Source organism: Actinomyces capricornis, assembly GCF_019974135.1.
Taxonomy (GTDB): Bacteria; Actinomycetota; Actinomycetes; order Actinomycetales; family Actinomycetaceae; genus Actinomyces; species Actinomyces capricornis.
Genome location: NZ_AP025017.1, coordinates 1,639,849 through 1,665,285 on the forward strand (window position 1 = coordinate 1,639,849; position 25,437 = coordinate 1,665,285).

Annotated in this window: 22 protein-coding genes; 11 read left to right on the forward strand and 11 right to left on the reverse strand. The window is 73.4% G+C overall.

From position 1 onward, the window contains the following. Positions 1-81: 81 nt before the first annotated feature. A complete protein-coding gene (sftH, locus tag MANAM107_RS06570) occupies positions 82-2,592 on the reverse strand; it encodes a DEAD/DEAH box helicase (protein WP_223906483.1) in 2,511 nt (836 codons plus the stop codon). A gap of 71 nt (positions 2,593-2,663) precedes the next feature. On the opposite strand from sftH, the gene MANAM107_RS06575 reads away from it, so the two are divergent. Together MANAM107_RS06575 and MANAM107_RS06580 are read left to right on the forward strand one after the other, a co-directional pair. Beyond that, positions 2,664-2,951: a hypothetical protein gene (locus tag MANAM107_RS06575; protein ID WP_223906486.1), complete on the forward strand. Its 288-nt coding sequence runs from the start codon at positions 2,664-2,666 to the stop codon at positions 2,949-2,951. Next, positions 2,948-3,256: a type II toxin-antitoxin system PemK/MazF family toxin gene (locus tag MANAM107_RS06580; RefSeq protein ID WP_223906488.1), complete on the forward strand. Its 309-nt coding sequence runs from the start codon at positions 2,948-2,950 to the stop codon at positions 3,254-3,256. Before MANAM107_RS06575 ends, MANAM107_RS06580 begins: the two co-directional genes overlap by 4 nt. Before the next feature lie 77 nt (positions 3,257-3,333). Here the strand turns inward: MANAM107_RS06580 and MANAM107_RS06585 are convergent, their stop codons facing one another. The 3 genes from MANAM107_RS06585 to MANAM107_RS06595 form a co-directional block, all read right to left on the reverse strand. Next, on the reverse strand, positions 3,334-3,753 hold the full coding sequence (locus tag MANAM107_RS06585; protein ID WP_223906491.1) for a hypothetical protein: 420 nt from the start codon (positions 3,751-3,753) through the stop codon (positions 3,334-3,336). Between the two features lie 804 nt (positions 3,754-4,557). Further along, the gene (locus MANAM107_RS06590; protein ID WP_223906495.1) at positions 4,558-5,535 is read right to left on the reverse strand and encodes a metallophosphoesterase; all 978 of its coding nucleotides are present in this window, start codon (positions 5,533-5,535) and stop codon (positions 4,558-4,560) included. Between the two features lie 12 nt (positions 5,536-5,547). Beyond that, positions 5,548-7,668 (reverse strand): transglycosylase domain-containing protein, encoded by a 2,121-nt coding sequence (locus MANAM107_RS06595; RefSeq protein WP_223906498.1) that lies wholly within the window; start codon positions 7,666-7,668, stop codon positions 5,548-5,550. A gap of 425 nt (positions 7,669-8,093) precedes the next feature. On the opposite strand from MANAM107_RS06595, the gene MANAM107_RS06600 reads away from it, so the two are divergent. Further along, a complete protein-coding gene (locus tag MANAM107_RS06600) occupies positions 8,094-8,429 on the forward strand; it encodes a WhiB family transcriptional regulator (RefSeq protein ID WP_179900469.1) in 336 nt (111 codons plus the stop codon). A gap of 140 nt (positions 8,430-8,569) precedes the next feature. Further along, the gene (gene sp36, locus MANAM107_RS06605) at positions 8,570-8,734 is read left to right on the forward strand and encodes a Sp36 family protein (protein ID WP_179900468.1); all 165 of its coding nucleotides are present in this window, start codon (positions 8,570-8,572) and stop codon (positions 8,732-8,734) included. A gap of 297 nt (positions 8,735-9,031) precedes the next feature. Here sp36 and MANAM107_RS06610 read toward each other — a convergent pair whose 3' ends face one another. Next, positions 9,032-9,709, reverse strand: a complete 678-nt coding sequence (locus MANAM107_RS06610; RefSeq protein WP_223906501.1) for a Crp/Fnr family transcriptional regulator — start codon at positions 9,707-9,709, stop codon at positions 9,032-9,034. A gap of 461 nt (positions 9,710-10,170) precedes the next feature. Here MANAM107_RS06610 and nth point away from each other — a divergent pair, with 461 nt between their 5' ends. Further along, positions 10,171-10,806 (forward strand): endonuclease III, encoded by a 636-nt coding sequence (gene nth, locus MANAM107_RS06615; protein WP_223912914.1) that lies wholly within the window; start codon positions 10,171-10,173, stop codon positions 10,804-10,806. 25 nt (positions 10,807-10,831) lie between these two features. On the opposite strand, the gene MANAM107_RS06620 is transcribed toward nth, so the two are convergent. Genes MANAM107_RS06620 through MANAM107_RS06640 form a run of 5 tightly spaced genes read right to left on the reverse strand, consistent with a single transcriptional unit; the run spans position 10,832 to position 16,621 of the window. Continuing rightward, the gene (locus MANAM107_RS06620; protein WP_223906503.1) at positions 10,832-11,737 is read right to left on the reverse strand and encodes an alpha/beta fold hydrolase; all 906 of its coding nucleotides are present in this window, start codon (positions 11,735-11,737) and stop codon (positions 10,832-10,834) included. A 20-nt stretch (positions 11,738-11,757) separates the two neighbouring features. Further along, positions 11,758-12,081 carry a branched-chain amino acid transporter permease gene (locus tag MANAM107_RS06625; protein ID WP_223906506.1) on the reverse strand — a complete coding sequence of 108 codons (324 nt, stop codon included), beginning with the start codon at positions 12,079-12,081 and terminating at the stop codon, positions 11,758-11,760. Then, on the reverse strand, positions 12,075-12,791 hold the full coding sequence (locus tag MANAM107_RS06630; RefSeq protein WP_223906509.1) for an AzlC family ABC transporter permease: 717 nt from the start codon (positions 12,789-12,791) through the stop codon (positions 12,075-12,077). Before MANAM107_RS06630 ends, MANAM107_RS06625 begins: the two co-directional genes overlap by 7 nt. Before the next feature lie 46 nt (positions 12,792-12,837). Then, on the reverse strand, positions 12,838-15,618 hold the full coding sequence (locus tag MANAM107_RS06635) for a hypothetical protein (protein ID WP_223906512.1): 2,781 nt from the start codon (positions 15,616-15,618) through the stop codon (positions 12,838-12,840). Next, entirely contained in the window at positions 15,608-16,621 is a 1,014-nt protein-coding gene (locus tag MANAM107_RS06640) for a hypothetical protein (RefSeq protein WP_223906515.1), read from the reverse strand. The genes MANAM107_RS06635 and MANAM107_RS06640 overlap by 11 nt, the downstream gene beginning before the upstream one ends. Before the next feature lie 142 nt (positions 16,622-16,763). Between MANAM107_RS06640 and MANAM107_RS06645 the strand changes: the two genes are divergently transcribed. Next, positions 16,764-17,834 carry a Fic family protein gene (locus tag MANAM107_RS06645; RefSeq protein ID WP_308443614.1) on the forward strand — a complete coding sequence of 357 codons (1,071 nt, stop codon included), beginning with the start codon at positions 16,764-16,766 and terminating at the stop codon, positions 17,832-17,834. Between the two features lie 184 nt (positions 17,835-18,018). Here MANAM107_RS06645 and MANAM107_RS06650 read toward each other — a convergent pair whose 3' ends face one another. Continuing rightward, the gene (locus tag MANAM107_RS06650) at positions 18,019-18,987 is read right to left on the reverse strand and encodes an HAD family hydrolase (protein WP_223906518.1); all 969 of its coding nucleotides are present in this window, start codon (positions 18,985-18,987) and stop codon (positions 18,019-18,021) included. A gap of 411 nt (positions 18,988-19,398) precedes the next feature. On the opposite strand from MANAM107_RS06650, the gene MANAM107_RS06655 reads away from it, so the two are divergent. From MANAM107_RS06655 to MANAM107_RS06675, 5 genes are all read left to right on the forward strand, one after another. Beyond that, entirely contained in the window at positions 19,399-20,469 is a 1,071-nt protein-coding gene (locus MANAM107_RS06655) for a cellulose synthase operon protein YhjQ/BcsQ (RefSeq protein ID WP_223906521.1), read from the forward strand. A 94-nt stretch (positions 20,470-20,563) separates the two neighbouring features. Then, on the forward strand, positions 20,564-21,733 hold the full coding sequence (locus MANAM107_RS06660; RefSeq protein WP_373314086.1) for a TadA family conjugal transfer-associated ATPase: 1,170 nt from the start codon (positions 20,564-20,566) through the stop codon (positions 21,731-21,733). After that, positions 21,730-22,950, forward strand: coding sequence for a hypothetical protein (locus tag MANAM107_RS06665; protein WP_223906524.1), 1,221 nt, complete (start codon positions 21,730-21,732; stop codon positions 22,948-22,950). The genes MANAM107_RS06660 and MANAM107_RS06665 overlap by 4 nt, the downstream gene beginning before the upstream one ends. Before the next feature lie 76 nt (positions 22,951-23,026). Next, a complete protein-coding gene (locus MANAM107_RS06670; RefSeq protein ID WP_223906527.1) occupies positions 23,027-23,539 on the forward strand; it encodes a PH domain-containing protein in 513 nt (170 codons plus the stop codon). A gap of 108 nt (positions 23,540-23,647) precedes the next feature. Next, on the forward strand, positions 23,648-25,267 hold the full coding sequence (locus MANAM107_RS06675) for a DUF7059 domain-containing protein (protein WP_223906529.1): 1,620 nt from the start codon (positions 23,648-23,650) through the stop codon (positions 25,265-25,267). The last annotated feature ends 170 nt before the right edge of the window (positions 25,268-25,437 follow it).

Below are 25,437 nucleotides of genomic sequence, written 5' to 3' on the forward strand. Positions count from 1 at the left end.
CGATCTCGTCCCTTCAACTGACGAGATCGACGGCGAAGGTACGAGATCGCGAGTGGAGGAGGGCCGGAGGTCCGGCGGAGGTCAAGGGGCGGCGTCCAGCAGCAGGCGCAGGAGGGCCGCAGCCCCGGCCTTGTCGAGGGGCTCGTTGTTGTTGCCGCACTTGGGGGACTGCACGCAGCTGGGGCAGCCTGAGGTGCAGCCGCAGTCCTCAATGGCGGCCAGGGTCGCTGCCAGCCATTGGGGTCCGGCGCGGAAGCCCCGCTCGGCGAAGCCGGCACCACCGGCATGGCCGTCGTGGATGAACACGGTGGGCTCGCCGGTCTGGGGGTGCGCCTGGGTTGACAGCCCGCCGATGTCCCACCGGTCGCAGGTGGCCAGGAGGGGCAGCAGGCCGATCGAGGCGTGCTCGGCGGCATGCAGCGCCCCCGGCAGGACCGATGGCTCCAGCCCGGCCTCACGGCAGGCCTCCAGGGGGATGGTCCACCAGGCCGAGGCGGTGGGCAGGACGTGCTCGGGCATGTCCAGGGTATGGGAGGAGATGACCTCCATCCCCGGCAGGGCCATGCGCGTGTAGCCCGTGACCTGACTGGTGACCTCCACCGAGCCGAAGGACCAGCCCACCCCCGAGCCCCACTCCTGGTGCTCGCGCTCGGCCAGGATACGCACGCTGGAGTGGGAGCGGGCCCGCGTGCGGTAGCCCACGGCCGCCCGCGCGCGCACGAGGGCCGCCTCCTGGGTCAGCTCCTCGACGACGAAGGTCCGCCCCTGGTGGATGTAGACCGCCCCGGGGTGGACCGTGGATTCCGCCGCCGCCCCGTCGACCGTGCCGACGACGGTGCCCGTGTCTGCCTCGACGACCGCCACCGGTCCTGGGCCCTCCCCGCGCAGGGAGGTCAGGTCCTGGGGGCGGCCGGGCAGGTGGGTGTTCCAGAACCAGCCCGCCGGGCGGCGCCGCAGGGCGCCACGCTGCTCGAGCTCAGCCAGCAGGGAGTCATCGGGCAGGCCGAACAGGGCCAGGTCCTCCTGCCGCAGGGGGGATTCGGAGGCGGCGGAGCACAGGTGCGGGGCGAGCACATAGGGGTTGGAGGGGTCGAAGACGGTGGCCTCCGGGGTGGCCAGGACTGCGCTCGGGTGGTGGACCAGGTAGGCGTCCAGGGGGTTGTCCGAGGCGATGAGCACGGCCAGGCCGCGGCCCCCGGCCCGCCCCGCCCGGCCGGCCTGCTGGTTGAGTGAGGCCCGGGTTCCCGGCCAGCCAGCGATGAGGACCGCGTCCAGACCGCTGACGTCGATGCCCAGCTCCAGGGCATTGGTGGTGGCCAGGCCGCGCAGGCGCCCGGCGCGCAGCGAGGCCTCCAGGGCCCGGCGCTCCTCGGGCAGGTAGCCGCCCCGGTAGGCGGCCACGGTGCCGACCAGCTCGGGGAAGGACAGGCCCAGGACTCGGCGCGCGTGCTCGGCCACCGCCTCGGCGCTGCGACGGGAGCGCACGAAGACGAGGCTGCGCGCCCCAGCGCCCAGCAGGTCCACGAGCAGCTCGGAGGCCTCGACGACCGCCGAGCGGCGGGCAGAGGGATAGGCCGAGGGGTCATCCTCGGGAGCGGGTCCGGGGGTGGCCTCAGGAGCGGGGTCCTGCATCATCCACGGGTCGCGCAGCGCCGGCTGCCACAGGGCCAGGGTCCGCTCCCCGGCGGGGGCGCCGTCCTGGGTGACCGCGGCGACGTCGTCGGCCCCCACCCCGATGAGGCGGGCCGCAGTCAGGGCCGGCTCGGCCGCCGTCGCCGAGGCGCACAGCACCGTGGGGCCCGGGCCGCGCTGCAGGCGGCGGGCCAGGCGCAGCAGGCGGCGCAGCACCAGGGCGACGTGGGCGCCGAGCACGCCCCGGTAGGCGTGGCACTCATCGACCACCACGTAGCGCAGGCCGCGCAGCAGGCGGGCCCACCGCTCGTGGCCCGGCAGCAGGGAGAAGTGGAGGAAGTCGGGGTTGGTCAGCACGATATCGGCGTGGGCGCGCACCCAGTCCCGCTCGGGCAGGGGAGTGTCCCCGTCGCAGGTGCCGGTGCGCACCGTGCGCAGGGAGCCCGCGGGGGTGCCGGCCTCGCGCTGGAGGGCCTCCAGTTCGTCGACCAGACGGGACAGGGCGGCGTCCTGGCCGGCGGCCAGGGCCTTGGTGGGGGCCAGGTAGAGGGCGGTGGGGCGGCGGGCGCCGAGGCCGGAGCGGGTCGGGCGCGCTCGCGGGCCGGCGGAGGGCTGCCGTGGGGCGGCCGTGGCGGCGGGTGAGGAGTTGGGGTCCTGGGCGACGAGGATGTCGGAGACGACGGGGAGCCAGGCGGCCAGGGACTTGCCTGAGCCGGTGCCGGTGGCCAGGACCGTGTGCTGCCCGGCGTGGAGGGTGTGGGCGGCGTGGGCCTGGTGGGTCCAGGGGCGGGTGATGCCCTGGCGGGCGTAGGCCTCGATGAGGCGGGGGTCGGCCCAGGCGGGCCAGTCGGCCTGCCGGCCCGGGCGGGAGGGGCTGTGCTCCAGGTGGATCAGGCGCCCGTCCCGGCCCCCGATGGAGGTCAGGAGCTCGGTGAGATCGCGGCTGGGCGGGTGGGGCACCGGGCCAGTGTGCCCCAGGGGCGCGGTTCAGGGGGATGGTGATCAGTGCCCCCGCCTGGCACACTGCTGCGATGCCTAGCATGACGACGATCAAGGTGCAGGCCAGTACCCGGGACGGTGTGCGGGCCCTGGCTGAGCGCCAGGGCATGGACATGGACGCCGCCATCCGCTGGATGACCGCCCTGGCCGAGCGCGAGCTGCACTTCGCCGAGCTCGAGGCCGCCATGGCTGCGAACCCGCCGGATGAGTCCTACCTCGCCGAGCTCGCGGACTGGGAGTCGGAGGCGTGGAGTGGCGTGGAGCTGAGCGCGCTGGCGGCACTTCCCCGGGAGGGTGCGAGTGCGGCGCGTGGTGAGTGAGCACCCCACCAGACCGGTCCATCGGGCATGAGCGGGCCGGACGGCGCCCAGTACTGATCGTCTCCAATGCTCGCTACAACGAGGCCGTGACGACCCTGGTCATCACCGTCCCGATCATCTCCGTGGATCGCAGGTGGCCCAATCATGTGCGGATTCCCGGTGGTGCTGGTCTGCTGAGCGATTCCTTCGCCATGACCGAGCAGGTCAGGACGATCTCCCGTCGGCGCCTGCTGGAGCGGATCGCTGCAGTGGACGGCGCCGTGCTCGACGACGTCCTCCGCTGGGTGCGCGATTGGACTGGCTGAATTTTCCCGCGGCGCCCGGTGCGGATGTACAGAGGGCCCGGCGTCCCCGGCGGTGGCCTGCCTGTGGCCATGGGGTCTCATGATTCGTCGTTCTGTGTGTCGCTGTGTGCGCTGTTGGTGGCGGGGTCCTGTGGTGGGGTGGGGGTGGGGCTGTTGGGGGTGGTGGTCAGGTCGGTCAGGGTGGTGGGGGTGTTTCCGGGCAGGCCGGGGATGGGTTGGTCTTGGCAGACCCAGGGGGTCATGGAGGTAGCGAGATTGATGAGGTTGGTGCGCACATCACCGACAGTATTACTGTTGCCGAAGACGGAGGTGACGACGTAGTAGTCGCCGCAGGTGAAGGAGGCGGCGCCTCCGCCGTTGTCGGTCAGGGTGATGATGCCCTCGCCCTCGACCCCCTCAACACTGAAGGGCTCCTCCTTCGAGCCCCGATATGCACCAACCTCATCCAGGGGAATCCAGCTTGGGTCCGGTACCTTACCGAAAACAGCTAAAACCATATAGGAACTCTGAGTGTAGTCTTCGGCGCGGGCTTTGCATTCGAGTCTTCTGACGAACCAACTATCTTGATAATAGATGTTCTGTTGGAATTTCGCCTCTCCATCGATGATAGTATTGACGGAACTGTCGGGCACTCCGGGGCAGGTGAAGGTCTCAGCGTCGGCGTTGATGCTGGCAGGTGCCGGTGTCGGTGCCGGTTCCGGATTTTTGGACAAGAAAGAGCATGAGCTCGTTGTTATGGCCAGTGCAGTAGCGAGAGTGCTGACCGCGATTCTATGGAATGATATATGTGCCATAAGGATCATGTCTCCAGGGATCTGTAATCACTCGGACCAAATACCTGTTCGTGACAAACCTACCGTACTCCTGTGACCTGCACCAGGAGTATGTCAGGTAATGGGACCGCTGGCGTCGGCAGGGAGGGCAAGGAGCCCAGGCGACGCGCACTGGCGCGGATGGCCGCGCCTCAGGCGGATCAGCGACCCTTGGCCAGGGCCGCGGAGGCGAGGGCTCCACTGAGGATCGCCATCAAAGCGGAGTCCCGCAGCAGGATCGAGCGCCCGAGTGTCACATCAGCCCCCAGAGCAGCAGCCACGGTGAGAGCACCGGGATGACAACCATGCCGATAGCGCTTGGAAGCGCGACGAAGGGGAGAACAGCCGGGCGCTGTTCGGTGGCCCACCTCCGGGCCCTCCCTGCGGGTATAGCGGAGGGCGCCCAGGAACGCCTGGGGGATATGGCAGGGCCAGGACAAGGTCCACATCCTGGTGGCCTCCCCGGCGCGACCGCTCGGGGCCCCCGATTCAGGCCGGGCGCAGGGTGAGCAGCGCGGCCTGGGGCGGGCAGGCGATGCGCACCGGCGTGAAGGGGCTCGTGCCCAAGCCCGCCGAGACATGCAGGAACATGCCGGGCGTGCCCGCCCCAGCGCCGTCGGGCCACCGGGACAGGCCCGAGGCGCGCCCCGTGTCCAGATCGCAGTTGGTCACCAGCGCCCCATAGCCCGGAACGCACAACTGCCCCCCGTGGGTGTGGCCCGCGAAGGCCACATCGACGCCGTCGGCCACCATCGCATCGAGCACCCTGCGGTAGGGGGCGTGCAGCAGGCCCAGGCGCAGCGTCCGATCCGAGGCGTCCCGCACCGAGGGCAGCGCCGCCGCCAGGGAGCCGGCCTGCACGGGCTGCGCCGCGGGGAAGCGGTCCCGGTCCACATGGGGATCATCGACCCCCACCAGCTCGATGCGCCGTCCCCGCACTGCCAGGACGTCCCGCCTGTTCGTCAGATCCGCCCATCCGCCGCGGGCCTGCAGATCGCGCACCTCCTCCCACGGCAGGGCCTCGATCCGCGCCTCCCGATCAGGGTCGTTCGCCGTGCGCGGGTCGCGCAGCAGGTAGCGCGAGGGCAGCTTGAACACCGTGGAGCGGTAGTCGTGATCCCCCATGACGAAGGCGCCCGGAAGATCCAGGAAGGGCTCCAGTGCACGGTGAAGCGGCTCCAGGCCCGAGGCCAGGGAGAGATTGTCCCCCGTGTTGATGACGACGTCGGGACGGTGCTCCGCCAAGTCGCGGACCCACTCCACCAGCCACTCGGTGCGGTCGGTCAGGTGCAGGTCCGACAGGTGCAGGATGGTCAGGGGCTCCTCCCCGCGCGCCAGGACCGGGACATCGATCCGGCGCAGGACGGGGCGGCGGGCCTCGATGAGGCTGTAGGCCAGCACTGCCGAGCCCAGGACGGCGGTCGTACCCAGGGCGCCCAGAGCGGCCCTGGCCAGGGAACGAGGCATGGAGCAGCCCGCTTAGTTCCCGCTGCGGCCGCCGCCGCCCGAGCTCGCGGGGGTGAAGTTCTCCACGGGCTCGCCCTCCAGGGCCGGACCCATGTAGTTCCTCCAGATCGGCACCGCCAGGTGGGAGCCGTAGATCGTGCCGTAGGACTGACCGCCGATGACCTGGTTGTTGAGCGTGCGGTAGCCGTCGGAGTGCCCCACCCAGGTGGCGGTGGCCAGCTGCGGGGTGAAGCCCACGAACCACACATTGTCGTTGTCATCCGTCGTACCGGTCTTGCCCGCCACCGGCCGCCCGATCTGGACGTCCTTGGCTGTTCCCCCCGACTGGGTGGTCGAGGTCAGGGTCTGGGCCGTCTGGTCGGCGGCCGCGGGACTCATCACCTCCCTGCAGTCGGCGCTGGGCACAGCCATCTCAGTGCCATTGGTGTCGGTCACCGAGTTGATGGCCACAGGCTTGCAGTAGGTGCCGTGGGCGGCGAAGGTGGCGAAGGCGTTGGCCATGTTCAGCGGCGGCACCTCCTGGGCACCCAGCACGATCGAGGGGCGGGGGTCCAGCGGGGTGCCGTCATTCCTGGCCACTCCCATGGAGGCCGCGAGATCCGTGACCTTGCAGACGTCCATCTCGTTGAGCATCTGGGCGTAGCCCACGTTGATGGACTGCTTCGTGGAGTCCGTGACGGTGTGGGTGCCGTCCAGGCTCTTGTCCACGTTCTGCGGAGCCCAGCTGTCAGCCAGCTCGGGGGCGCAGGAGATGGTCCAGGAACTGGCGGGGAAGGTCCGCGGCCGGGTGTTGAGGGACTGGTTCGCCGAGCGGCCCTCCTGGAACCACTGGGCCAGGATGAAGGCCTTGAAGGTCGATCCGGGCTGGAAGCCGCTGGTCCCGGACTCCGACTGTGCACCGCCATGCCGGGCGTCGGCGGCGAACACCACCTCGGTGCCGTCGACGCTCTCAACCGCAGCGTACTTCGTGTTCTGCGCCATGGCGATGATCTTGCCGGTGCCCGGCTCCACCGAGACCACCGTGGTCTTGGCCTCCGAGGGGTCCCCGGTGGGCACGACGCTCTCGATGGCCTCCTGAGCCTTGTTCTGCTTGTACAGGTCCAGGGTGGTGGTGATGGTCAGGCCCCCGCGAATCAGCAGCTGGCGGCGCTCGGCGATGTCCTCGCCGTAGAGATCGGAGCCCAGGATCTCGTTGACCACATAGGTGCAGAAGTAGGCGGCATTACCCGCGGCGCCGCAGCCGGCCTCCGCCTCCGGCTTAACGTTGAGCATGTCGGAGATCTGGGTGGCCACGCCCTCGTCGTACTGCTCCTGGGTGATGAACTTCTCCTCCAGCATCTTGGACAGCACCCAGTCCATCCGGTTCTTGGCGTACTCCGGGTAGGCCACCGGGTCGAAGGCGCTGGGGGCGTTGGTCACTCCCGCCATGAGGGCGGCCTCGGCCACCGTCATCTCGGCGGCGGAGTGGGAGAAGTAGTGCTGCGCGGAGGCCTCCACCCCGTAGGTGGAGGGGCTGAAGGGGGCGATGTTGAGGTAGCCCTCCAGGATCTGCTGCTTGGAGTACTTCTGCTCCAGGGTCAGGGAGTACTTCACCTCGCGCAGCTTGCGGGGGATCGTGCTCTCCGTGGCCGCCTGGATGGCGGCGGGGTCGTCCTCCTGGAGCCCGGCCTCCACCAGCACGTTGCGCACGTACTGCTGAGTGAGGGTCGAGCCTCCCTGGCGGCTGTCGGACTGGGTGTTGGAGACCAGGGCCCGCACCATGCCGGTGGGGTCGACGCCCTTGTGCTGGTAGAAGCGCTGGTCCTCCACCGCCACGATCGCGTTCTGCATGTTGATGGAGATCTGGTCCAGCGGCACCACGATCCGGTTCTCCGCATAGAACTCGGCGATGTTGGTGCCGTCGGCCGCCTTGATGACGGAGACCTCGCTGGGCTCCTGGATGTTGAAGTCGCTGGGCAGCTCCTCGAAGAGCTGGGTCGAGGCGTTGGTCAGGGCCGTGGTGACCCCGACGAAGGGCGCCGCGAAGCCGGCGGAGAGGATGCCCCCGGCTGTGGAGAGCAGAAGGAAGACCAGGAGCATCGAGACGACCTGGGCCGGGCTCAGGGAGCGTCCGCGAGCGGAGGATGTCGACATGGCCCCAGACTACGTGGAATAGCCAGATGGTGCTGTGGCGTGCTCCTCCTGTGGGCTGAGAAGACCCTAGGAAGGCTGTGGATGCGCGGCCCGGTGCGGGCCGAGGCCGCGGGTATCGCCGAGGCGATGGACCTGCTGGCGCACCGGTGGTCGCCTCCGGCGGCGGCAGGCCCCCCGAGGTCGTCGGGCTCGCTGACAGAGAACGTCTGGAGAGCACTCCCCATGCGGCGGGCGCGGCCGAGCGCGATCGGATGAGCAGGTGTGCAGGTCGCGGGGATGGCGGTGTCACGAAGGACTAGAGATGAGATGTCTGATGCATCGCAGGGTCCCGTCAGGGATTTGGCATGTGATGTTCGGTTGCCATACGGTAACGGCTGTGACGCGGCCGACATCGGCATCTGTCGTCCGTCTTAGGGGAGAGACTTATGGCAGCAAACGACCAGACCTGGGCAGCGCGGGCCGCTTGCGCGACTGTCCAGCCGGACTATCTCTTCGGCAAAGGAGCTGAGCAGCGCGACGCGCGATCGGTGTGCTTCGCCTGTCCGGTGCGCATGGAGTGCCTGGCCGAGGCGCTCAACTCCGAGTCGAGCTTCGGCGTCTGGGGCGGGCTGACCGAGCGTGAGCGCCGCGCCCTGCTGCGGCGCTTCCCCGAGGTCGAGGACTGGGGCGTGTGGCTTGAGCGCGAGGACGACGAGCTGGTGGCGGAGATCCATGCGCGCAGGGCTCCCCGCATCCTGGCGCGCGTGCGCTGCGCCTCCTGAGCCTCAGGCCCTGATTGCCCGTGGGCCCCGGCGCTCCTCGGCAGCGGGCACCGGCGAGGCATCGCGGGCGGCCGTGCGGAGCGCGTCTCACGTGCGGTGGCGGGCTTCCGGCCAGGGCCGGGCGACCCTAGGCTGAGGCCATGGCAACCACGACATGGGAATACATCACCGTCCCCCTCATCACCCACGCCACGAAGCAGATCCTCGACCAGTGGGGCGCGGAGGGCTGGGAGCTCGTCCAGGTCGTTCCCGGCCCCACCGGCTCGGAGAACCTGGTGGCCTACCTCAAGCGCCCCCTGTCCTGACGGTGCTCACGGCGCAGGGCCGCCTCCTCCCTCGCCCCCAACAGCACTCTCAGCTGTGCTCTGCAGGAGCGCCGCATACCCCGAGTCCCTGAGGCGGGCGGCTCGCCCGGCCGACTCGGCACCCACGACGGCGCACCCACGGGCGGGCGGCCGCCCGTCGGCTGCGGGAAGCACCGAGCGCCAGCCGCTCGCCCGACGTCGTGACGCCGCATCGAGCGCAGGAGTGCCCGCCGGCGCCGAGCCGACTGCGGTGCGGCCCCGGGGCGGGGGCCTGAGGCCGGGGGCGCCCAGGGGTGCTCAGCGGGCCCGGCGGCGCAGGCGGTCGACGTCGAGCAGGGTGACGGCGCGCCCCTCCAGGCGGATCCAGCCGCGGGAGACGAACTCGGCCAGCGACTTGTTCACCGTCTCGCGCGAGGCGCCCACCAGCTGGGCGAGCTCCTCCTGGGTGAGGTCGTGGGGCACGTGCACGCCGTCCTCGGTGGACGAGCCGAAGCGGTCGGCCAGGTCGAGCAGCGCCTTGGCCACGCGGCCCGGGACGACGGAGAAGACCAGGTCGGCCAGGGCGGTGTTGGTGCGGCGCAGGCGCTGGGCCAGGGCGCGCAGCATGTCCTTGGCCAACTGGGGGTGGGACTCCACGTAGGCCATGAGCTGGTTGTGGTCCAGGGTGAGCATCTCGGTGGGGGCCACGGCGGTGGCGGTGGTGGAGCGCGGGCCCGGGTCGAACAGGGTCAGCTCGCCGACGATCTCGCCGGGGCCCAGGACGGCCAGCAGGTTCTCCCGGCCATCGGGGCTGGCGTGGCCCAGCTTGACCTTGCCGGAGAGCAGGATGTAGAGCCTGTCGCCCGGGTCGCCCTCATTGAAAAGAGTCTCGCCACGGCGCAGCGTCGTCTGCGTCATCATGGCGCGCAGTTCCTCCTGCTCCTCCGGGTTCAAGCCCTCGAAGAGCGGGATCCTGGAGATGATGGTGTCTTCCACGGAGGTCCTCCTGGTGGTTCTGGTAGGGCTGGCGTCCCGTGAGCGGGAGCCCTCAACGTCTATCCTGCCACGGTCTTGTGACCCAAGGCACGCCGTCGTGCATTGTAACCCTCCTGTGTCTCGCGTCAAAGGCCCAGAGGACTTGTGGTCTGACGTGTTATCTCAGAGCATGACCTCGGTCGATATCAGGTGAGGTCGATTGTGACTGATCGCGGCTGGGGGCCACCGGTCTCGGCGCGTGGTGGCCGGCCGGGCCCCGCACCTGCGGCCGGCATCGGGGCATGAGGCGCACGGTGGGCCGATGATGGTGAGAAGATGGCTGGAGAGCAGTGAAGGAGATGGGTCGGGTGAATCCCAGGAGGACGGCCGGCGCCGCGGTGGCGAGTACCGCCACCCCCGGGCGTGCCGGCGACGACGGCGCCGCACCGGTCGTTGAGGTGCTGACGCCCGGGGCCCAGGCCATGAGCGGAGCGCAGCGCGCGGCGGCCGTGGACGACGAGCTCGCCCTGCTCTACCCCGACGCCCACTGCGCCCTCGTCCATGCGGACCCTTTCCAGCTGCTCATCGCCACCGTGCTCTCCGCCCAGACCACCGACGCCAGGGTCAACACCGTCACCCCCGAGCTGTTCACCCGCTATCCCGACGCCGCCGCACTGGCGGGGGCCAGGCGCGAGGACCTGGAGGAGATCCTGCGACCCCTGGGCTTCCAGCGCGCCAAGGCTGGGCACCTGCTGGGGATCGGCGCGGAGCTGACCGAGCGCTTCGGGGGCGAGGTGCCCCGCACGCGCGAGGAGCTCGTCGCCCTGCCCGGGGTGGGGCGCAAGACCGCCAATGTGGTGCTGGGCAATGCGTTCGGCGTGCCGGCCATCACCGTGGACACCCATGTGGGGCGGCTCTCGCGGCGCCTGGGGTGGACCACCTCGAAGGACCCGGTGCGCGTGGAGAGGGACATCGCCTCCCTGTGGGACCCCGAGCGGTGGACCGACGGCTGCCACCGGCTCATCGACCACGGCCGGGCCGTGTGCACCGCCCGGGCCCCGCGCTGCCAGGAGTGCGCCCTGCTCGCCGCCGGGCTCTGCCCGCAGGCGGGTCTCTGACAGAGGCCCGCCTGGCACACGCGCCCTACTGGGGGCCGGCGTGCTCCTCCAGGAAGGGCAGGAGGATCGAGACCAGGTCCTCGGGGGACTCCTCCTGGGGGAAGTGGCCCACCCCCCGCACCGTCACCTGGTGCAGGCGCTCCTTGACCCGGTGGGTGTCGCGCGCATAGGCCTGGGCGGGCTGGACCGGGTCGAGCTCGCCCTGCACCGAGAGCACCGGGACCTCCACGGGCGTGGCCAGGGCGGCGGACTCCACCCGGGACAGGCGCGGACGGCGCAGCGGCTCCAGGGCGGCGCGCGCAGCACCGGGGCGCGCCAGGAGATCGGCGTAGTAGGCGGCGGGCTGGGCCAGGGCCTCGCGCGTATGGGGGCCGGCCCAGGTACGCAGGAGCCTGTCCAGGCTGCCGCGGTTGCGCAGGCGCTTCTCCGCGATCCCGGGGATCTGGAGCCCCAGGTACTGCATCGCCGAGCCCGAGAGCAGCCGGCCCCGCAGGGAGCGCATGGCCAGAGGGTGGGGCGCCCCCACCGGGACGATGGCCGACACCAGCTGCGGGGCGATACCCGGCAGTGCCCAGGCCACCTGGCCCCCCAGCCCGGCCCCCACCACGACGGCCCGCTCCGCGCCCAGGGAGCGCACCACCCCCGCGGCGTCGCGTGCCAGCGTGGCCAGGTCGTAGCCCGAGGGCGGACGGTCCGAGCCGCCGAACCCCCGCAGGTCTAAGGCTGCCACCCGGTGCCCGGCCTGGGAGAGCGCCGGGATGACGCTGCGCCAGGTCCACCAGCACTCGGGGAAGCCGTGGATGAGCAGCACCAGGGGGGCGCCGTCGTCCAGGGCCGACTCCGAGCCCGCCAGGGCGACATGGAACCGGGTGCCCCCGGCGGTCAGATCACGATGGGCCCAGGGGCCGGGCCGGTTGGCAGTGACAGGCACCAGCGCAGTCTATCGCCGGCTCAAGCCAGCAGGAGGCTGAGTGCCACATAGGTGGCGGTGCCCCCGATCAGCGACAGGGCGATCGACCCCCGCCACAGGTGCAGGCCCGCTGTCGCCGCGATGCCGCCCACCGCCGGCATCCAGCTGGAGGGTGCGGTACTGACCCCGCTCAGCGTGTAGGCCACCAGCACGATCATGACCCCCAGGGGCATGGCGTGGGACAGGAAGTCCAGCAGGGGGCTGCGCGGGCGTCCCCGCAGCAGCACGAAGGGCAGGATCCGGCAGGCGAAGGTGATGAGGGCGACGACTCCGACCGCCACCGCGATCTGCGGATCGCTCAGCATCGCTCCTCCTCGGGCCGCACCTGCGGCCGGTGCCTGGAGCGCAGGGCGAAGAGCCCCACCAGGCCCAGGGCCAGGACCAGCAGGGCGGTCAGGAGCGTGGCCGAGCCGCCCACCGCCAGACCGGCGGCGCTGGCCACAAGAGCCAGGCAGACGACGGCCGCATCGGGGTGATTCCGCCAGTTCTCGATGGCCAGCACCACGAACAGGGCGGTCAGGACGAAGCCGAGCAGCTCGATGCGCTCACCCAGCAGGGCCGCCAGCCCCGTGCCCGCCAGCGCCCCCGCCGTCGTGCCCACGACCCAGGAGGCCTGGCTGATGGCCTCCACGGCCAGCAGGTAGCGCCCGCTCATGGCCCGGCGGTCCTTGGCGGCCAGCAACGCGTAGACCTCATCGGTGATCGCATGGACGCCGTAGAGCCGCCGCAGCAGGCCGCCGCGAAGCCGCTCCAGGGGGAAGCCCAGGCCGTAGAAGACGTGCCGGCCCGAGACGAAGCACGCGGACAGTGCGATCGCGGCCAGCGGCTGCCCCGCCGCCACCAGGGGTACCAGGAGCATCTGCATGGTGCCGGAGTAGATGACCAGGCTCCACACCGGTGCCCACCACCAGGACAGGCCGGCGGCCGCCAGCAGCATGCCCGCCGCCAGCCCCAGGGTGAGGTAGCCGATGATGATCGGAACGGCGTCGCGGGCGGCGTCGCCGACGGTGCTCATGCGCATCGCACGGCCCCTCCCGCTCCCGGAACTGGTGCGGCGCGGTTCACGATCGCTCGTCGAGGAGGAAGTCGAGACTGGTTGAGCCCTCGTTGTTCTGCTCCGCTGCCGCCTGCTCGCGGCGACCGGCCCGGCGGGAGGTGTGCGCGACCAGGCCCACCATGATGATCACCAGGCCCATGAGGGCGAAGCGACCCGTCAGCCCGTCGGTCATGGCGTAGGTGGCCAGGGCCTCGCCCAGCTCCGAATGCGCCTGGAGGCGCTCCACCGTGGGGCCGAGCAGGGAGGCCACCGCGCCGGGCGCGACCACGAAGGGCAGACCGATGAGCAGGCTGATCCCCCCGAGGACGAGAGCACCCAGGCTGGAGCGGTGCGCCATGAGCAGCGCCAGGCACAGCAGCAGCGCGCCGGCCCCCAGCTCCAGGACGCCCTGCATCGAGACCGCTGCCGGCCACGCCGTGGCATCCCCACCGGTCAGGACCCTGGCGCCGTCGTTGACCAGGAACCAGGCCACCGGCAGCAGGACGAGGGCCAGCAGCACACCCGCCCAGTGCGAGGCCGTGCGCCGCGGGGCCCGCGTGAGGGAGCTGGCGCCCTCCAGGAGGATGTCCCGCTCGCTGGGGCTCTCGGGGGAGGCGGCGGTCGGTTCGGGATCCGAGTCGCGGTCCCGCGTCCGTGCAGCGGGCGCGGGGGAGGCGGCCTTGGGCGGGGCGGGGAGGGGCGCGAAGGCCGCGAGGGAGTCCTGCGGCTCCTGGACGGCGGCGGGCTCCCCCGCGGGGGCCTGGGCCTCGCCCGCCGCAGCCTCCGCGGCCTCGTCGTCGGAGGCCAGCTGCGGAGCCGCAGCAGGCTCACGGGTGGGTGTGGCGGGCTCGTGGGGCGCTGAGGAGTCGGCCGTCCGCGACGGGGCCAAGGAGGACACCGGTGGCACCGCGGGGACCGGCTCCGCCTCGGAGGGGAGGCCCTCGGGCGGGGGCTGTGCGGCCGGCGGCTCGGCGGCCAGAGGCTCGGCCGGCCGCTGCTGCGCAGTCAGGGGCGCTGTTGCGGTGACGGGCCGCGCCACGGCTCGGGAGTCCGCTGCCGGGACCGGCGCGGCGGATGTGGATGCCGGGGCCTCGGGCATCGCCGCGTCAGGTGCCGCCGCCTCGGGTACCTCCGTGGGCGCCGGCTCTGAAGGCGCCGACGGCGCAGCGGAGTGGGGCGCAGCGCCTGCCGGCTCGACCGGGGCGGACTCCGCGACGACGGCGCTGGCGCCAGTGCTGAGGGCCGGCGCCGCACCCTGCGCCGCAGGTGCGACCCGTGCCTGAAGCGGCGGAGTGGAAGCGGCCTGAGCCTCCTCCGCCCCGGCGGCCGGGAGGGCCTCGGACTCCAGTGCGCCGTCGGGCTTCATGACGCCCTGAGAGTCCAGTGCCCGCTCGGGTGCCGGGCCGTTCTGGGAGCCCAGTGCCCGCTCGGGCTCAGGGGTGCGCGGGGCCTGGGCGACTGTGGGAGCCGCGGCCCCGGCATCCGCGATGAGAGGCTCCGCGGGCGCCGCACCAGCAGGGCTCGCTGCGGTGCCCGGCATGGGGGGCTCCTGGTCGCGGGCCGATTCGGACCCGGGCCGCGCCTCCTGAGGGGCGGGGTCGGCTGCGGGCCCATCGGTGCCTGCCGCGTCCTGGTCGACGGCGGACTGCGGGAGGGCCGAGACCTCCTGGTCGCCCTGCTCGACCACCTGCTGGGCGGCGACCGCCTGCCGGCCGGTCGTTGCGGAGGAGGGCTCGGGCTCCGCCGTGAGCGCCTCCTCATCGCTGAGGGGCTCCTCGGGCGTGGCTGCATCCATCATGATCGGCTCGGCCTCCGGCATATCGTCCACAATGATGCGGCGCTGAGAGGCCGTGGCCGGGCTGACCCGCGCCACGCCCCCCGCGGGCTCCTGGGATCCTGTGGGCTCCTGGGCGACTGCGCGATCCTGGACCTCAGCAGGCTCCTGGGTCTGCGAGGGAGGCAGGCCGGGCCGCGGCGGGGCCTGGCCTGCCTCCTGCGGCTGCGCGGGGGCGTGGAGGGCGCCTGTGGCTCCTGAGGACCCCGAAGCCGCCGAGGCCTCAGGAGTCAGGGGCGCCGGCGCCTCCCGGGAGGTGTCCTCCAGAGTCGGGGTCTGCGGCACCTCGGGCGCCTGGGGAACAGTGGAGGGCTCAGGCAGGCTGGGCACCTCCGGGACATCGGCGGCCTGGGGCACGCTGGGGGTCTCGGGCACGCTGGGAGCCTGATGCGGGGAGGTGCCGCGGGCCAGCGGGGCAGCAGCCCGGGCCTCGGGCATGCGCAGGGCATAGGGCGGCTGGCCCCTGCCCCGGCGGTTGCGATCCAGGAGGGCGTCGGACTTGGCCAGGGGCTGGGCGATGCCCAGCTCCTCGTGGGGCAGGTGCCGGGAGGCGGCATGCCCATGGTCGGCCGACCAGCCGTGAGTCGAGGGCGCCACCACGTCACCGGCGGCCCCGTGACCCGCATCGGCACCCGTCGAGGCGGTCGCAGCGTCGTCGGCCGCCGGTGGCCGGGGGCTCGCCGCGGGCTCGGCCGCCGGGTGCCTGCGCTTGACCGGATTCTCGGCGTCCTGAGCCCCCCGCGCGGAGGCGTTATCGGAGGCGTCACCGCCCCGCGCCTCCGCCGGCGTCGACGACATCGGTGCGGACCCGGCCTGCGCGCCGCGCTCAGCCGCGCCATCGCTGCCACCCGGCGTCTGGGGCGCGGCCGTGCCGGAGCCCGCCGGACCGCCGTCGTGCTGCGGCGCCACGGCGGCCAGAGGCGTGGTGGGCGTCGGGGTGTCATCCTGTCCGCGGGGGTGGTCAGTGCTCACGAGTTCCTCCTTGTGTGTGCTCACCGTAGTGGCTGCCCGCCCGCCCCGAAAGGCGGGTCGGGCCCGAGCGCAGGTCGGCGAGCTCGTGGGAGCGGCCCTGACGGCGGGCCATATGGGCGCCCCACCCCGACGTCAGGAGCATCAGCCCGACGGCGATGATCACTGCGGGCCCGGGGCCGTGGGGCACGAGCCGGACCAGTGGGCGGTACCAGGCAAGAGCGGGATCCGCCAGGGCGGGAAGGGCCAGGACGATGATCGCCACCCCGCCGGCCCGGGCCCCCAGGGAGGACCTGCCGGTGGAGGCGGCGGCGATGATGAGCAGGACGAGGGCTGTGAGAACCGAGGCGTAGGCGCCCAGGCCGGTCGGGACGCCCGGGCTGCTGACCTCGGCGTAGGAGCGGTACAGGAGCGGGAAGGCCGCGCCCAGAGCCGCCAGGACCCAGGGGAGGGACAGCAGGTGATCGGGCCGCCGGGAGGGCGGCGGCGCGGGGGTCGTGCCGATCTCCTTGTCGGCCCGGGTCAGACGGAAGGCCGAACGGCCCTGGAGGTGCCCGCCACGGCGGGCCAGGCGCATCCCCCAGGCGGCGCCCAGCCACAGCCCGCCGGCCAGCAGCGCAGCACCGCAGGAGACCAGGGTGCGGGCCCAGGCGGCAGGCAGGGTGGCCGCATGCCCCGGCGCCAGCAGAATGGCGACCTGGACGGCCAGCGCGCTCAGCCCCGCCGCCAGGAGGCCCACTGAGGAGCGGGCCGCGAAGAACAGGCAGGCCGTCAGGCACAGGGCCGCCAGGCCCAGGAGCAGCAGCGCCGCGCGCAGCGGGTGGCCCGCGGCCACGGCGGTCGCGGACATGCCGATGAGGGCCAGGGCCGCAGGGCATAGTGCGACGCCGGTCAAGGCGGTCAGGATGTGGTCCCAGCGCCGTCCCCGGGGGGCGAGGTCCAGTCCCGAGGGGGGAGTGGTCACCGGGTCCGGGGACGAGGCGTATGGGGAAGGGGAGGAACTCACCCGCCCGATTCTAATGGGAGACCGATACTGCACCCTATTCCGGGACGGCGCCCGCACCCCGGGAGGGGCCGTGGCCGAGCCGAATCCGAGCTCTGCCGGGGGTGTGCGCGGGCCTGTCCCCCGGGTGTGCCACAGTGGGTCCATGGTCAGGATGTCAGTGGGGATCGGCTCCGCCGAGCCCGGTCCGGGACTCCCCTCCGGCAGGCGGCGGGGGACGGCGCGCCCGGGCGGTGACGGCGGGGAGCCGGGCGCACCGGCGGTGGGAGCCGACGGCGTGCAGGCCGGCGGTGCGCGGGCGGCCGCGACGGCTGCGATGCCTGCGCCGACCGAGCCGCAGCCGGGCGCTGTGATGCTCAACGCCCTGCGGGCGATCGCCCAGGACCGGCGCGTGCTCGAGGCCGAGGAGGCGATCCGGCAGGCCTCGGCCGAGCTGCGCTGGCACGGGGCCCTGCGGCGGCGGTGGCGTGAGGCCCGGGCGGAGTCCTCCATCCGTGGGGCGGTGGCCGGCGCCGGGGTGGAGGGCGTCGTCGTGCCCGCCGAGGTCCTCAGGAGCCAGGTCGCCGCGGGCCTGGAGGCGGCCCTCACCGGCGATCCGGGACTGGACGCGGCCGCGGGCCTGTGGCGCGCGGGCACGCAGGTGGTCGGCTGGATGCCCGACCTGGTGGGGCGCGGCCGGCCCATTGTGCCCCACGCGCGGGGCCTGCTGAGCGCACTGCACCGCGATATCACCGGACCCCTGGCGGCGGGCGGGCGGATCGCCATGGCCGAGGTGGCCGCCCCGCGCACCGACGCCCCGCCCCGGGAGGGCGGGCCCGCGCCGGCCCCCACCGCGGGGCGGCTGCACGCCCGGCTGGACGGCCTGCTCGCCCTCATCGAGGCCCGCCAGGCTCCCGCCCTGGTGCGCGCCGCGGTCGTCCACGCCGAGATGGTCGCGGTGCGGCCCTTCAGCGCCGGCAACGCCGCCGTGGGAAGGCTCCTGGTGCGCCACCTCATCACCGCCGATGCGCTGGAGCCCACGGGCACCGCCGTCACCGAGCTGTATGCGGCGCAGGCCCCCGGCGCCTACACCGAGGCGGCCGCCGCCTACGCCACCGGGACCATGGAGGGGGTGGCCGAATGGGTGGTGTGGCAGGCCGAGGCGATCCTGGTGGGGATCGAGGAGGCCGGCCGGCTGTGCCGCGCGGTGCAGGCGGGCACCTGGCAGGCCGGATGAGGGCGGCCTGCCCGCATCGATAGCGCCGGGCTGCCCGGGGCCCGCCTGGCCCTCGGGGCGGATGCTTCCGCAGGGCTCCAGTGGTTCTGTGCGGCGTCCAGCGGCCGGGGAGGGCGGATGCCATCCACTATGGCCACGGCCCATGGGCTGTGGCGGGGCGGGCCGGCGGACTCCCGGTCGCCGATCAGCGGCCGAGTCGGCGCGCCAGGCGCGGGCCCAGCGGCACCCCGGCCGCCCGTCGCGGGGGTATCCGGGCCACGGCCCAGCCCGTCGTCGCCGCCACGGCCAGCAGCAGGCCCGCCATCAGCGCTCCGGCGGCCGGTGGTGGGGGAGACCAGGAGCGCAGGCGCACGGGCCGGGCGAAGTCGCGCACCGGCCAGCCCTCACGGGCGGCCAGGCGGCGCAGATCCCGGTCGGGGTTGACGGCCACCGGGTGCCCCACGGCCCGCAGCATGGGCTCATCGGAGACCGAGTCGGAGTAGGCCCAGGAGCGCTCCAGGTCGATGCCGTGGGCGGCGGCGTCTTCCTGGAGGGCCACCACCTTCTGCTCATGGAGCAGGGATCGCTCGATCCTGCCGGTGAAGCGACCCTGGGGGTCGACCTCCAGGCGGGTGGCCACCGCACGCCTGGCCCCCACCATACGGGCCACCGGCTCCACGATCTCGCTGGTGGAGGCCGAGACGACAACCACATCGTGCCCGGCCTGCTGGTGGGCGGCGATGAGGTGGAGCGCCTCGGCGTAGCAGGCCGGCTCGATGGCGCTTCCCAGGGCGCCGTCCACCACCTGGCGCAGCTCGCTGCGCGAGATCCCCGACAGCATGCGGGCCAGGCGCTCCATGATCCTGGTGGCCTGCGGCGTGTCCACTCCGACGAGCAGGTAGGGCAGCTGGACGACCACGCCCCGGGCCACGGCGGTGCGGGAGATGAGGCCCGAGCGGCGCATCGGCTCACCCAGGGCCAGCGCCGCCGAGGTCGCCAGGATCGTCTTGTCCAGGTCGAAGTAGGCGGCAGTGCGATGCGGGGCGGCCGCGGGCGCCGTGGACCCCGGGGTGGCCTGCGGCGCCGCGGCGCGGCGAGGGGCCGGGGCCCCGCCGGGCGAGGGCGAGCCGGGGGGTGCTGGGGATGCGGGGGACGCTGGGGCCGCTGGGGACATGGACTCATCACATCACGGTTCGGTGGTCGGGGCCACTCTGCCGCTCCCCGGTGCGCCGTCGGCAGTGCTCGGTGAGTGCTCAGTGGTCGCTTAATGGGTGGTTAGTGGGCGCACATAGATTATTTTCTATGAGTTTAATGCGTGATACGTGCATGTCCGGTGGGTGCCTGTAGGCGCGGGGCGGCGGTCATCCGGGCCCGGATAGCCGAGCCCCGGGTGGCGTTGTCGCGTCATCGCAAGCCGAGCAGTGCTCCACAGGTGCCTGTTCTGCAGGTTCTGTCCACAGGGCCGGCCCTTGCGGGGGCGCATCCCCATCAGCCGTCGCACAGTGGGCGGTGGGCGGGTGCCACGCGGGCCCCGTCCGCCAGCGACGTCGCCGGTGCTGGCCGGCACCGGTCCGAGGAGGTCATGATGTGGACGCCTGAAACCCCCACCCCGCATGCCCCCGGTGGCGGCCACGAGCCCACCGGCGTCGGCCCCGCCGAGGCAGCGGTCGGCGGCGCCGAGCGCGGACCCGACCCGGGCGGCCGCTGCCCGGGGCAGCAGGCCGCTGCCATGCGCCCCATCCCGACGGGTGCCCGCCTCCTGGCACTGACCGGGGCCCTGGGAGGCCTGGGCGTGAGCACCCTGCTCATCCACCTGGCCTGGGCGCTGCGCCGTGCGGGCAGGCGTGTGGCCATTGTGGACCTCGATCCCGCCGGTGGCCTGGGCCTGCTCTTCGGCGACGAGGTACTGCCGGGACTGCGGTGGGCCGACCTGCCCCACGAGGAGTCGGCCTTCCGCCCGGGAAGGCTCATCGGTGCCCTACCGGCCTGGCACACCATCCCCTTCCTCACCGGTGATGGCCGGGGCGGGCCCGCCCTGCCCATCCCCACGGCGGGCGCCGCGCCCCAGGCCGGGCCTTTCCTGCCCACCGTGCTTCCCGCCGTCCTGGAGGCGCTCCTGTGCGAGCACGACGTCGTCCTGCTCGACCTGCCCCGGGGCTGCCCGCCACCTCCGGGCTCGCAGGTCCTGCTCCTCAGCGGCCTGGACCTGCGCTCAGCGGTGGCCTGCCAGGCCCTGGTCCCCCGATTGCAGGTGGGAGCGGGCAGCGGTGGGCCTCGACGGGGTGAGGGGGTGGGCCTCCTGGTGCGACAGGTCGGCGAGGACATCTCGATGCCCGACCTCGAGCTCGTCGCCAACTGCCCTGTGCTCGCCACCGTCCCCACCGACCGAGCCGTGCGCCAGCGCATCATCCGCGGGGAGGACCCCGTGCGCTCCCGCTCTGCGTTGCGCCGTACCGCAGGCGCCCTGGTCCGCCGCCTGGGCCTGGCCGAGCCCTCGGAGGAGGAGCGTGCGCTTCCGGCCGGAGGCGCGGGACCGGGCGCCGCCGTCGGGGGTGGGGCGAGCGCAGCCCCGCAGGCCGGCGAAGAGACGGAGCCCCCGACCTGGGAGCCTGCGGGCGGGCCCACCGGCGGGCCGGTGAGCGCCCATGGCCGGTGAGGGGAACGGGGCGGTGAGCCCGAGCATCCAGGTGCAGGGCGCCGCGGGCGCCGAGCTGACCCGTATCCGCAGCGCCCTGGCCCGCGGCAGCAGCATGGATCAGGCCCTCGACGTCGGAGCCTCCCCCGCCACCGGGCACTCGGGCCTGGCCCGCCTGAGCCGGCGCGTGCGGGCCGACATGGAGGGGGCCGGTCCCGACCTCCAGCCGCTCATCGACACCGAGGGAGTCACCGATGTCCTGGTGGGGGCCGGGCGCATCTGGATCGACCGCGGACGCGGACTGGAGGACGCCGGGGCGGCCATGCCCGAGGGCCAGGTGCGCGCCCTGGCGGTGCGCATGGCGGCCTCCGCGGGGCGGCGGCTGGACGAGGCCTGCCCCACCGTCGACGCCACCCTGCCCGACGGCACCCGCCTCAACGCGGTCCTGCCGCCCCTGAGCAGCGAGGGTACGCTCATCAGCCTGCGCACCAGGAGGCGCCGCGGCTACACCCTCGAGGAGCTGGTGGGGGCCGGCACGCTCGCCCCCGGTATCGACGGGGTCCTGGCCGCCCTGGTGGAGCAGCGGGCCAGCTGCCTCATCACCGGCGCGACCGGGACGGGCAAGACCACGCTCCTGGCGGCCCTCCTCGCCCGCGTGCCGGGCACTGAGCGGATCGTCTGCATCGAGGAGGCCAGCGAGCTGCGGCCCGACCACCCCCATGTCATCCATCTGCAGGAGCGCGGCGCCAATGTCCAGGGCGTGGGCGAGGTGACGATGACCTCCCTGGTGCGCACGGCCCTGCGGATGCGGCCCGACCGCATCGTGCTGGGGGAGTGCCGGGGCCCGGAGGTCCGCGATGTGCTCACCGCCCTCAATACCGGCCACGAGGGCGGTTGGGCCACCCTGCACGCCAACTCCCCGGCCGATGTCCCCGCCCGCCTGACCGCCCTGGGGGCCCTGGCCGGTATGGACGAGGCGGCGCTGGCGGCCCAGGCCGCCAGCGCCCTGGACGTCGTGGTCCACCTGCGCCGCAGTGCTGGCTCCGCTGGGGCGCGCCGGTGGGTGGAGTCCCTGGGAGTACTCGCACGCCGGGTGTCGCAGGCGGGCCCGGTCCTGGAGTGCCAGGAGGCCCTGCGCGTCGGTGAGGACGGCCTGGTGGAGGCCGGGCCCGGGGCGGGGTCCCTGGCCGCGCGCATCGGGCGCCCGCCCGTGGAGGCGGCCCTGGGGCGCGCCCTGGAGGGAGGCCCGGGCGGTGAGGCGACGGCTTCAGGCGGGCTTCCATGAGCGCCGCAGGCGGCGGGGCGTGGGCGGCCGCACTCCTGGTGGCGCTGGCCGGTGCGGTGCTGGCCCTGCCCGCGCGCAGGGGCCTGCCGGAGTCCCTGGGTCCCACACGCCGATCCGCAGCCCAGGTGGAGGCCGCTAGCGCCTTGTGGCGCGGGGCGAACGGGCGGGGTGCCAGGGTGCCGGAGGCGGATATCGGCCTGCTGCTCATCGAGGTTGCCGCCGTCCTTCGCGCAGGCGCCGCCCCGGCCCGGGCCTGGGCGCGGGCCCTGGAGCGGGCGGGCGTGTCCTGGGGCCTGGAGCCCGACGAGGACGGCGTGCCCCCGGCGCTGCGCGCCCTGGGCAGCGGCAGGGGCGAGTCCTGGCTGCCCCGGTGGCGCTCGGGCCGGCCGTGCTGGCGCCTGCCGCCCCGGGGCCGGCACGCGCTCAGTCGCCGTGCGGCCCGGGCCGCCGTCCCCGGTGCGGTGGCCTCCTGCCGGCTGTCGGCCACCCTGGGCGCGCCCCTGGCAGAGATCCTGGAGGCCGTGGCCGAGGGAGTGGCCGAGTCGGGTCGCGCGGAGTCCTCGCGCGCCGCAGCCCTCACCGGCCCGCGCACCACCGCGCGCCTCCTGGCCGGCCTGCCCCCGGTGGGACTGGCCCTGGGGGCGCTGGTGGGCGCCGACCCCGCCCATCTGCTTCTCGACGGCGCTTGGGGCTCGGCCCTGGGGGTATTGGGCCTCGTCCTCATGATCGCCGGGCACCGCGTGACGGCGCGCCTCGTGCGTGCCGCGACCGCGCCCGCCGGCGGAGTCGATGAGGCGCTGGTGCTGGACCTGGCGGCGGCATCCCTGCGGGCCGGTGCCTCCCTGCCCGGACTGCTGGTGGCCATGGGGCGGGCGATGGAGGAGGAGCCGCTGGCCGTGGTGGGGCGGGCCCTGCTGCTGGGGGCGGGCTGGGAGGAGGCCTGGCAGGCGCCGGACGACCCGGCCTGGCGCAGGCGGCGCTCGCACCTGGAGGCCTGCCTGGCCCCGGGATGGCAGGACGGAGCCTCCCCGATCAGCCTCCTGGCCGCCACCGCGCAGTCTTTGCGGGCCGGCAGGCGGTCCCAGGACGAGGAGGCCGCCCAGAGGCTCGCGGTCCGGCTCGTCCTGCCCCTGGGGGTCTGCTACCTGCCGGCCTTCATCATCCTGGGGATCGTCCCGGTCATCGCCTCGGTGGGCCTGGAGATGCTCACCGCCTGAGCCCCGGGCTCGCCCCACCGGGACCGGCTTCCGCGCTGCTCGCCACGATGCCAGCCGCGTCTGGCATCATGGGCGCATGCCTGTACCAAGGGAGATGCTCAGTCGAGACGAGGTCGTGGTGCGCCATACCCGCACCCATATCAAGATCATCCTGTGGCGCATCATCGCCCAGGTCCTCATCGTAGTGGCCGCCGTCGTCGCCTCGATCTACGTTCCCGGCAGTTGGGCCCCCTGGGGACTGCTGGCGATCTGGATCGTGGCGCTCGTGGTGAGCATCCCGGTCTTCATCCTGCCCTGGCTGGCCTGGTGGAACACGACCTACACCATTACCACCAAGCGGGTGATCACCCGCTCCGGGATCCTGTCGCGCACCGGCCACGACCTCCCGCTGAGCCGCATCTCGGATGTCCAGCAGGACAAGAGCGTCTCCGACCGCTTCTTCGGCTGCGGCACTCTGGCCCTCCAGACCTCCTCCGACGATCCCCTGCGGCTGGAGGACGTCCCCCAGGTGGAGATGGTGCAGGTGGAGATCTCCAACCTCCTGTTCAACGACCCCCAGGGCGCCATCGACGCCGACCCCCGCAGCTGACCCCCTTTCTTTCGACAATTTGCATGAGATCGTACTTCTCCAGCGCTGGAGAAGTACGATCTCATGCAAATTGTCGAAAGGTTGAGGGGGCGGGGTAGCGTCGTGGGCATGAGCCAGGATCCTGCTGCCACCACCGCTGCACCGCCCCCGGCCTCGCCCCCGCCGCCCGTGGCCACCGCGGACCAGGCCGCTGCACTGCGCAAGGACCTGGAGGCCACCGGCTGGGGCGTGGACGCCGTCGCCCACCTCCTGGGGAGCACCGCTCAGGAGGCCCTGCGCCGCGAGATCCGCCTGCCGGCCCTGCGCGCCGTGCGCACCGCCCTGGAGGAGGACCGCCAGGCGGGCGCCGCCCCCTCCCCGACGGCGATCCTCACCGCACTGTTCATGCTCGGCCAGCCCGTGGCCGCCGCCGAGCTCGATGCCGTCCTGCCCCGCACCCGCGCTCGTGGCGCGGTCGCGATCGGCCTGGTCACGCCCCCCGACCAGGCCGGTCAGGTCCGGGCCCAGGTGGACCTGCGACCCCACGAGGCCGGCGACGACGCCGGAACCGTGCGCTGGTGGGTGGCCTCCGACCTGGGCGAGCTCGTCACCGGCCGGGCCCTGGCCCCCGACCATGTGCTGGGCATCGGCGGCGCGGGCCTGACCCTGGCGGCGCTGACCCCCCGCACCCCCGTGCGCACCGCCCTGGACCTGGGCTGCGGCTGTGGTATCCAGACCCTCTACCTGCTGCGCCACGCCGAGCACGTCACCGCCACCGACCTGTCCCCGCGGGCACTGGCCTTCACCGCCTTCAACACCGCCCTGGCCGGGCAGCAGGAGCGTGTCGAGCTGCTGGAGGGCTCCCTTCTGGAGCCCCTGGCCGATCGGCGCTTCGACCTCATCGCCACCAACCCGCCCTTCGTCCTGACCCCACCGGCGGTGCGGCGGGCCGGCCTGCCCCTCATGGAGTACCGGGACGCAGGCGGCCCGATCCTCCCCGGCCTCCTGGCCCGCATCGGTGACCACCTGGAGCCCGGCGGCACGGTGGTGGCCCTGGGCAACTGGGAGCACCGGCGCAGGCGCCACTGGCGCGATGAGGTCGCCTCCTGGCTGCCCCAGGACCTCGACGCCTGGGTCATCGAGCGGGAGGCCCAGGACCCGGTGGAGTACGCCACCATGTGGCTGCGCGACGGCGGCCTGGCCCCCGAGCGCGACCCCGGTGCCTTCGAGGCCGCCCTGGGGGCATGGATCGCGGACTTCGAGGAGCACGGCATCGAGGCCATCGGCTTCGGCTACCTCATCCTGGCCCGGCCCGCCGACCCCGCGGGCCGCGCCCCCTGGCGCGTCCTGGAGGAGGTCGCCACCAGCGGGCAGGGGCCGCTGGGCCCCCACCTCGCCCAGGTCCTGGCCCTCCAGGACCGCCTGGCCGGCCTCGATGACGACGCCGTGGCCGGCCTCGCCCCGATCCTGGCCGCCGATGTCACCGAGGAGCGCCACCACTTGCCGGGCAGCAGCGAGCCCACCGCCATCATCCTGCGCCAGGGCGGGGCGCTGGGCCGGGCGGTCCAGGTGGGCACTGTGACCGCCGCGCTCGTGGGCGTGGCCGATGGCGAGCTGAGCGTGACCCAGATCGCCGCCGCCGTCTCCTCCCTCAGCGGCCTGGACCAGGACGGGGCCCTCCAGGTGCGCGCCGAGATGGTCGAGTCGGTGCGGGACCTGGCCCGCATGGGCTTCCTGACCCTGCGCTGAGCGGCCGTTGCACATCTTCAGATGCCCTGGATGAGCCAGGGGCGCGGGATCATGCGCTTCGGCTGGGGCTGGCGGGCTCCAGCGCGGCTGAAGATGTGCAGCGGGAGGGTGGTGGCCGGCTGAGCCGGGCTGCGGGGCGGGAATCCGAGACGCGGACCACCGGGAATCGC

Bases quoted from the DNA above. Each gene is read 5' to 3' on its own strand.
- MANAM107_RS06575 (WP_223906486.1), top strand. From the start codon at position 2,664: ATGCCTAGCATGACGACGATCAAGGTGCAGGCCAGTACCCGGGACGGT.
- MANAM107_RS06585 (WP_223906491.1), bottom strand. From the start codon at position 3,753: ATGGTTTTAGCTGTTTTCGGTAAGGTACCGGACCCAAGCTGGATTCCC.
- MANAM107_RS06590 (WP_223906495.1), bottom strand. From the start codon at position 5,535: ATGCCTCGTTCCCTGGCCAGGGCCGCTCTGGGCGCCCTGGGTACGACC.
- MANAM107_RS06595 (WP_223906498.1), bottom strand. From the start codon at position 7,668: ATGTCGACATCCTCCGCTCGCGGACGCTCCCTGAGCCCGGCCCAGGTC.
- MANAM107_RS06600 (WP_179900469.1), top strand. From the start codon at position 8,094: ATGGCAGCAAACGACCAGACCTGGGCAGCGCGGGCCGCTTGCGCGACT.
- sp36 (WP_179900468.1), top strand. From the start codon at position 8,570: ATGGCAACCACGACATGGGAATACATCACCGTCCCCCTCATCACCCAC.
- nth (WP_223912914.1), top strand. From the start codon at position 10,171: ATGAGCGGAGCGCAGCGCGCGGCGGCCGTGGACGACGAGCTCGCCCTG.
- MANAM107_RS06625 (WP_223906506.1), bottom strand. From the start codon at position 12,081: ATGCTGAGCGATCCGCAGATCGCGGTGGCGGTCGGAGTCGTCGCCCTC.
- MANAM107_RS06630 (WP_223906509.1), bottom strand. From the start codon at position 12,791: ATGAGCACCGTCGGCGACGCCGCCCGCGACGCCGTTCCGATCATCATC.
- MANAM107_RS06645 (WP_308443614.1), top strand. From the start codon at position 16,764: ATGGTCAGGATGTCAGTGGGGATCGGCTCCGCCGAGCCCGGTCCGGGA.
- MANAM107_RS06650 (WP_223906518.1), bottom strand. From the start codon at position 18,987: ATGTCCCCAGCGGCCCCAGCGTCCCCCGCATCCCCAGCACCCCCCGGC.
- MANAM107_RS06655 (WP_223906521.1), top strand. From the start codon at position 19,399: ATGTGGACGCCTGAAACCCCCACCCCGCATGCCCCCGGTGGCGGCCAC.
- MANAM107_RS06660 (WP_373314086.1), top strand. From the start codon at position 20,564: ATGGATCAGGCCCTCGACGTCGGAGCCTCCCCCGCCACCGGGCACTCG.
- MANAM107_RS06665 (WP_223906524.1), top strand. From the start codon at position 21,730: ATGAGCGCCGCAGGCGGCGGGGCGTGGGCGGCCGCACTCCTGGTGGCG.
- MANAM107_RS06670 (WP_223906527.1), top strand. From the start codon at position 23,027: ATGCCTGTACCAAGGGAGATGCTCAGTCGAGACGAGGTCGTGGTGCGC.
- MANAM107_RS06675 (WP_223906529.1), top strand. From the start codon at position 23,648: ATGAGCCAGGATCCTGCTGCCACCACCGCTGCACCGCCCCCGGCCTCG.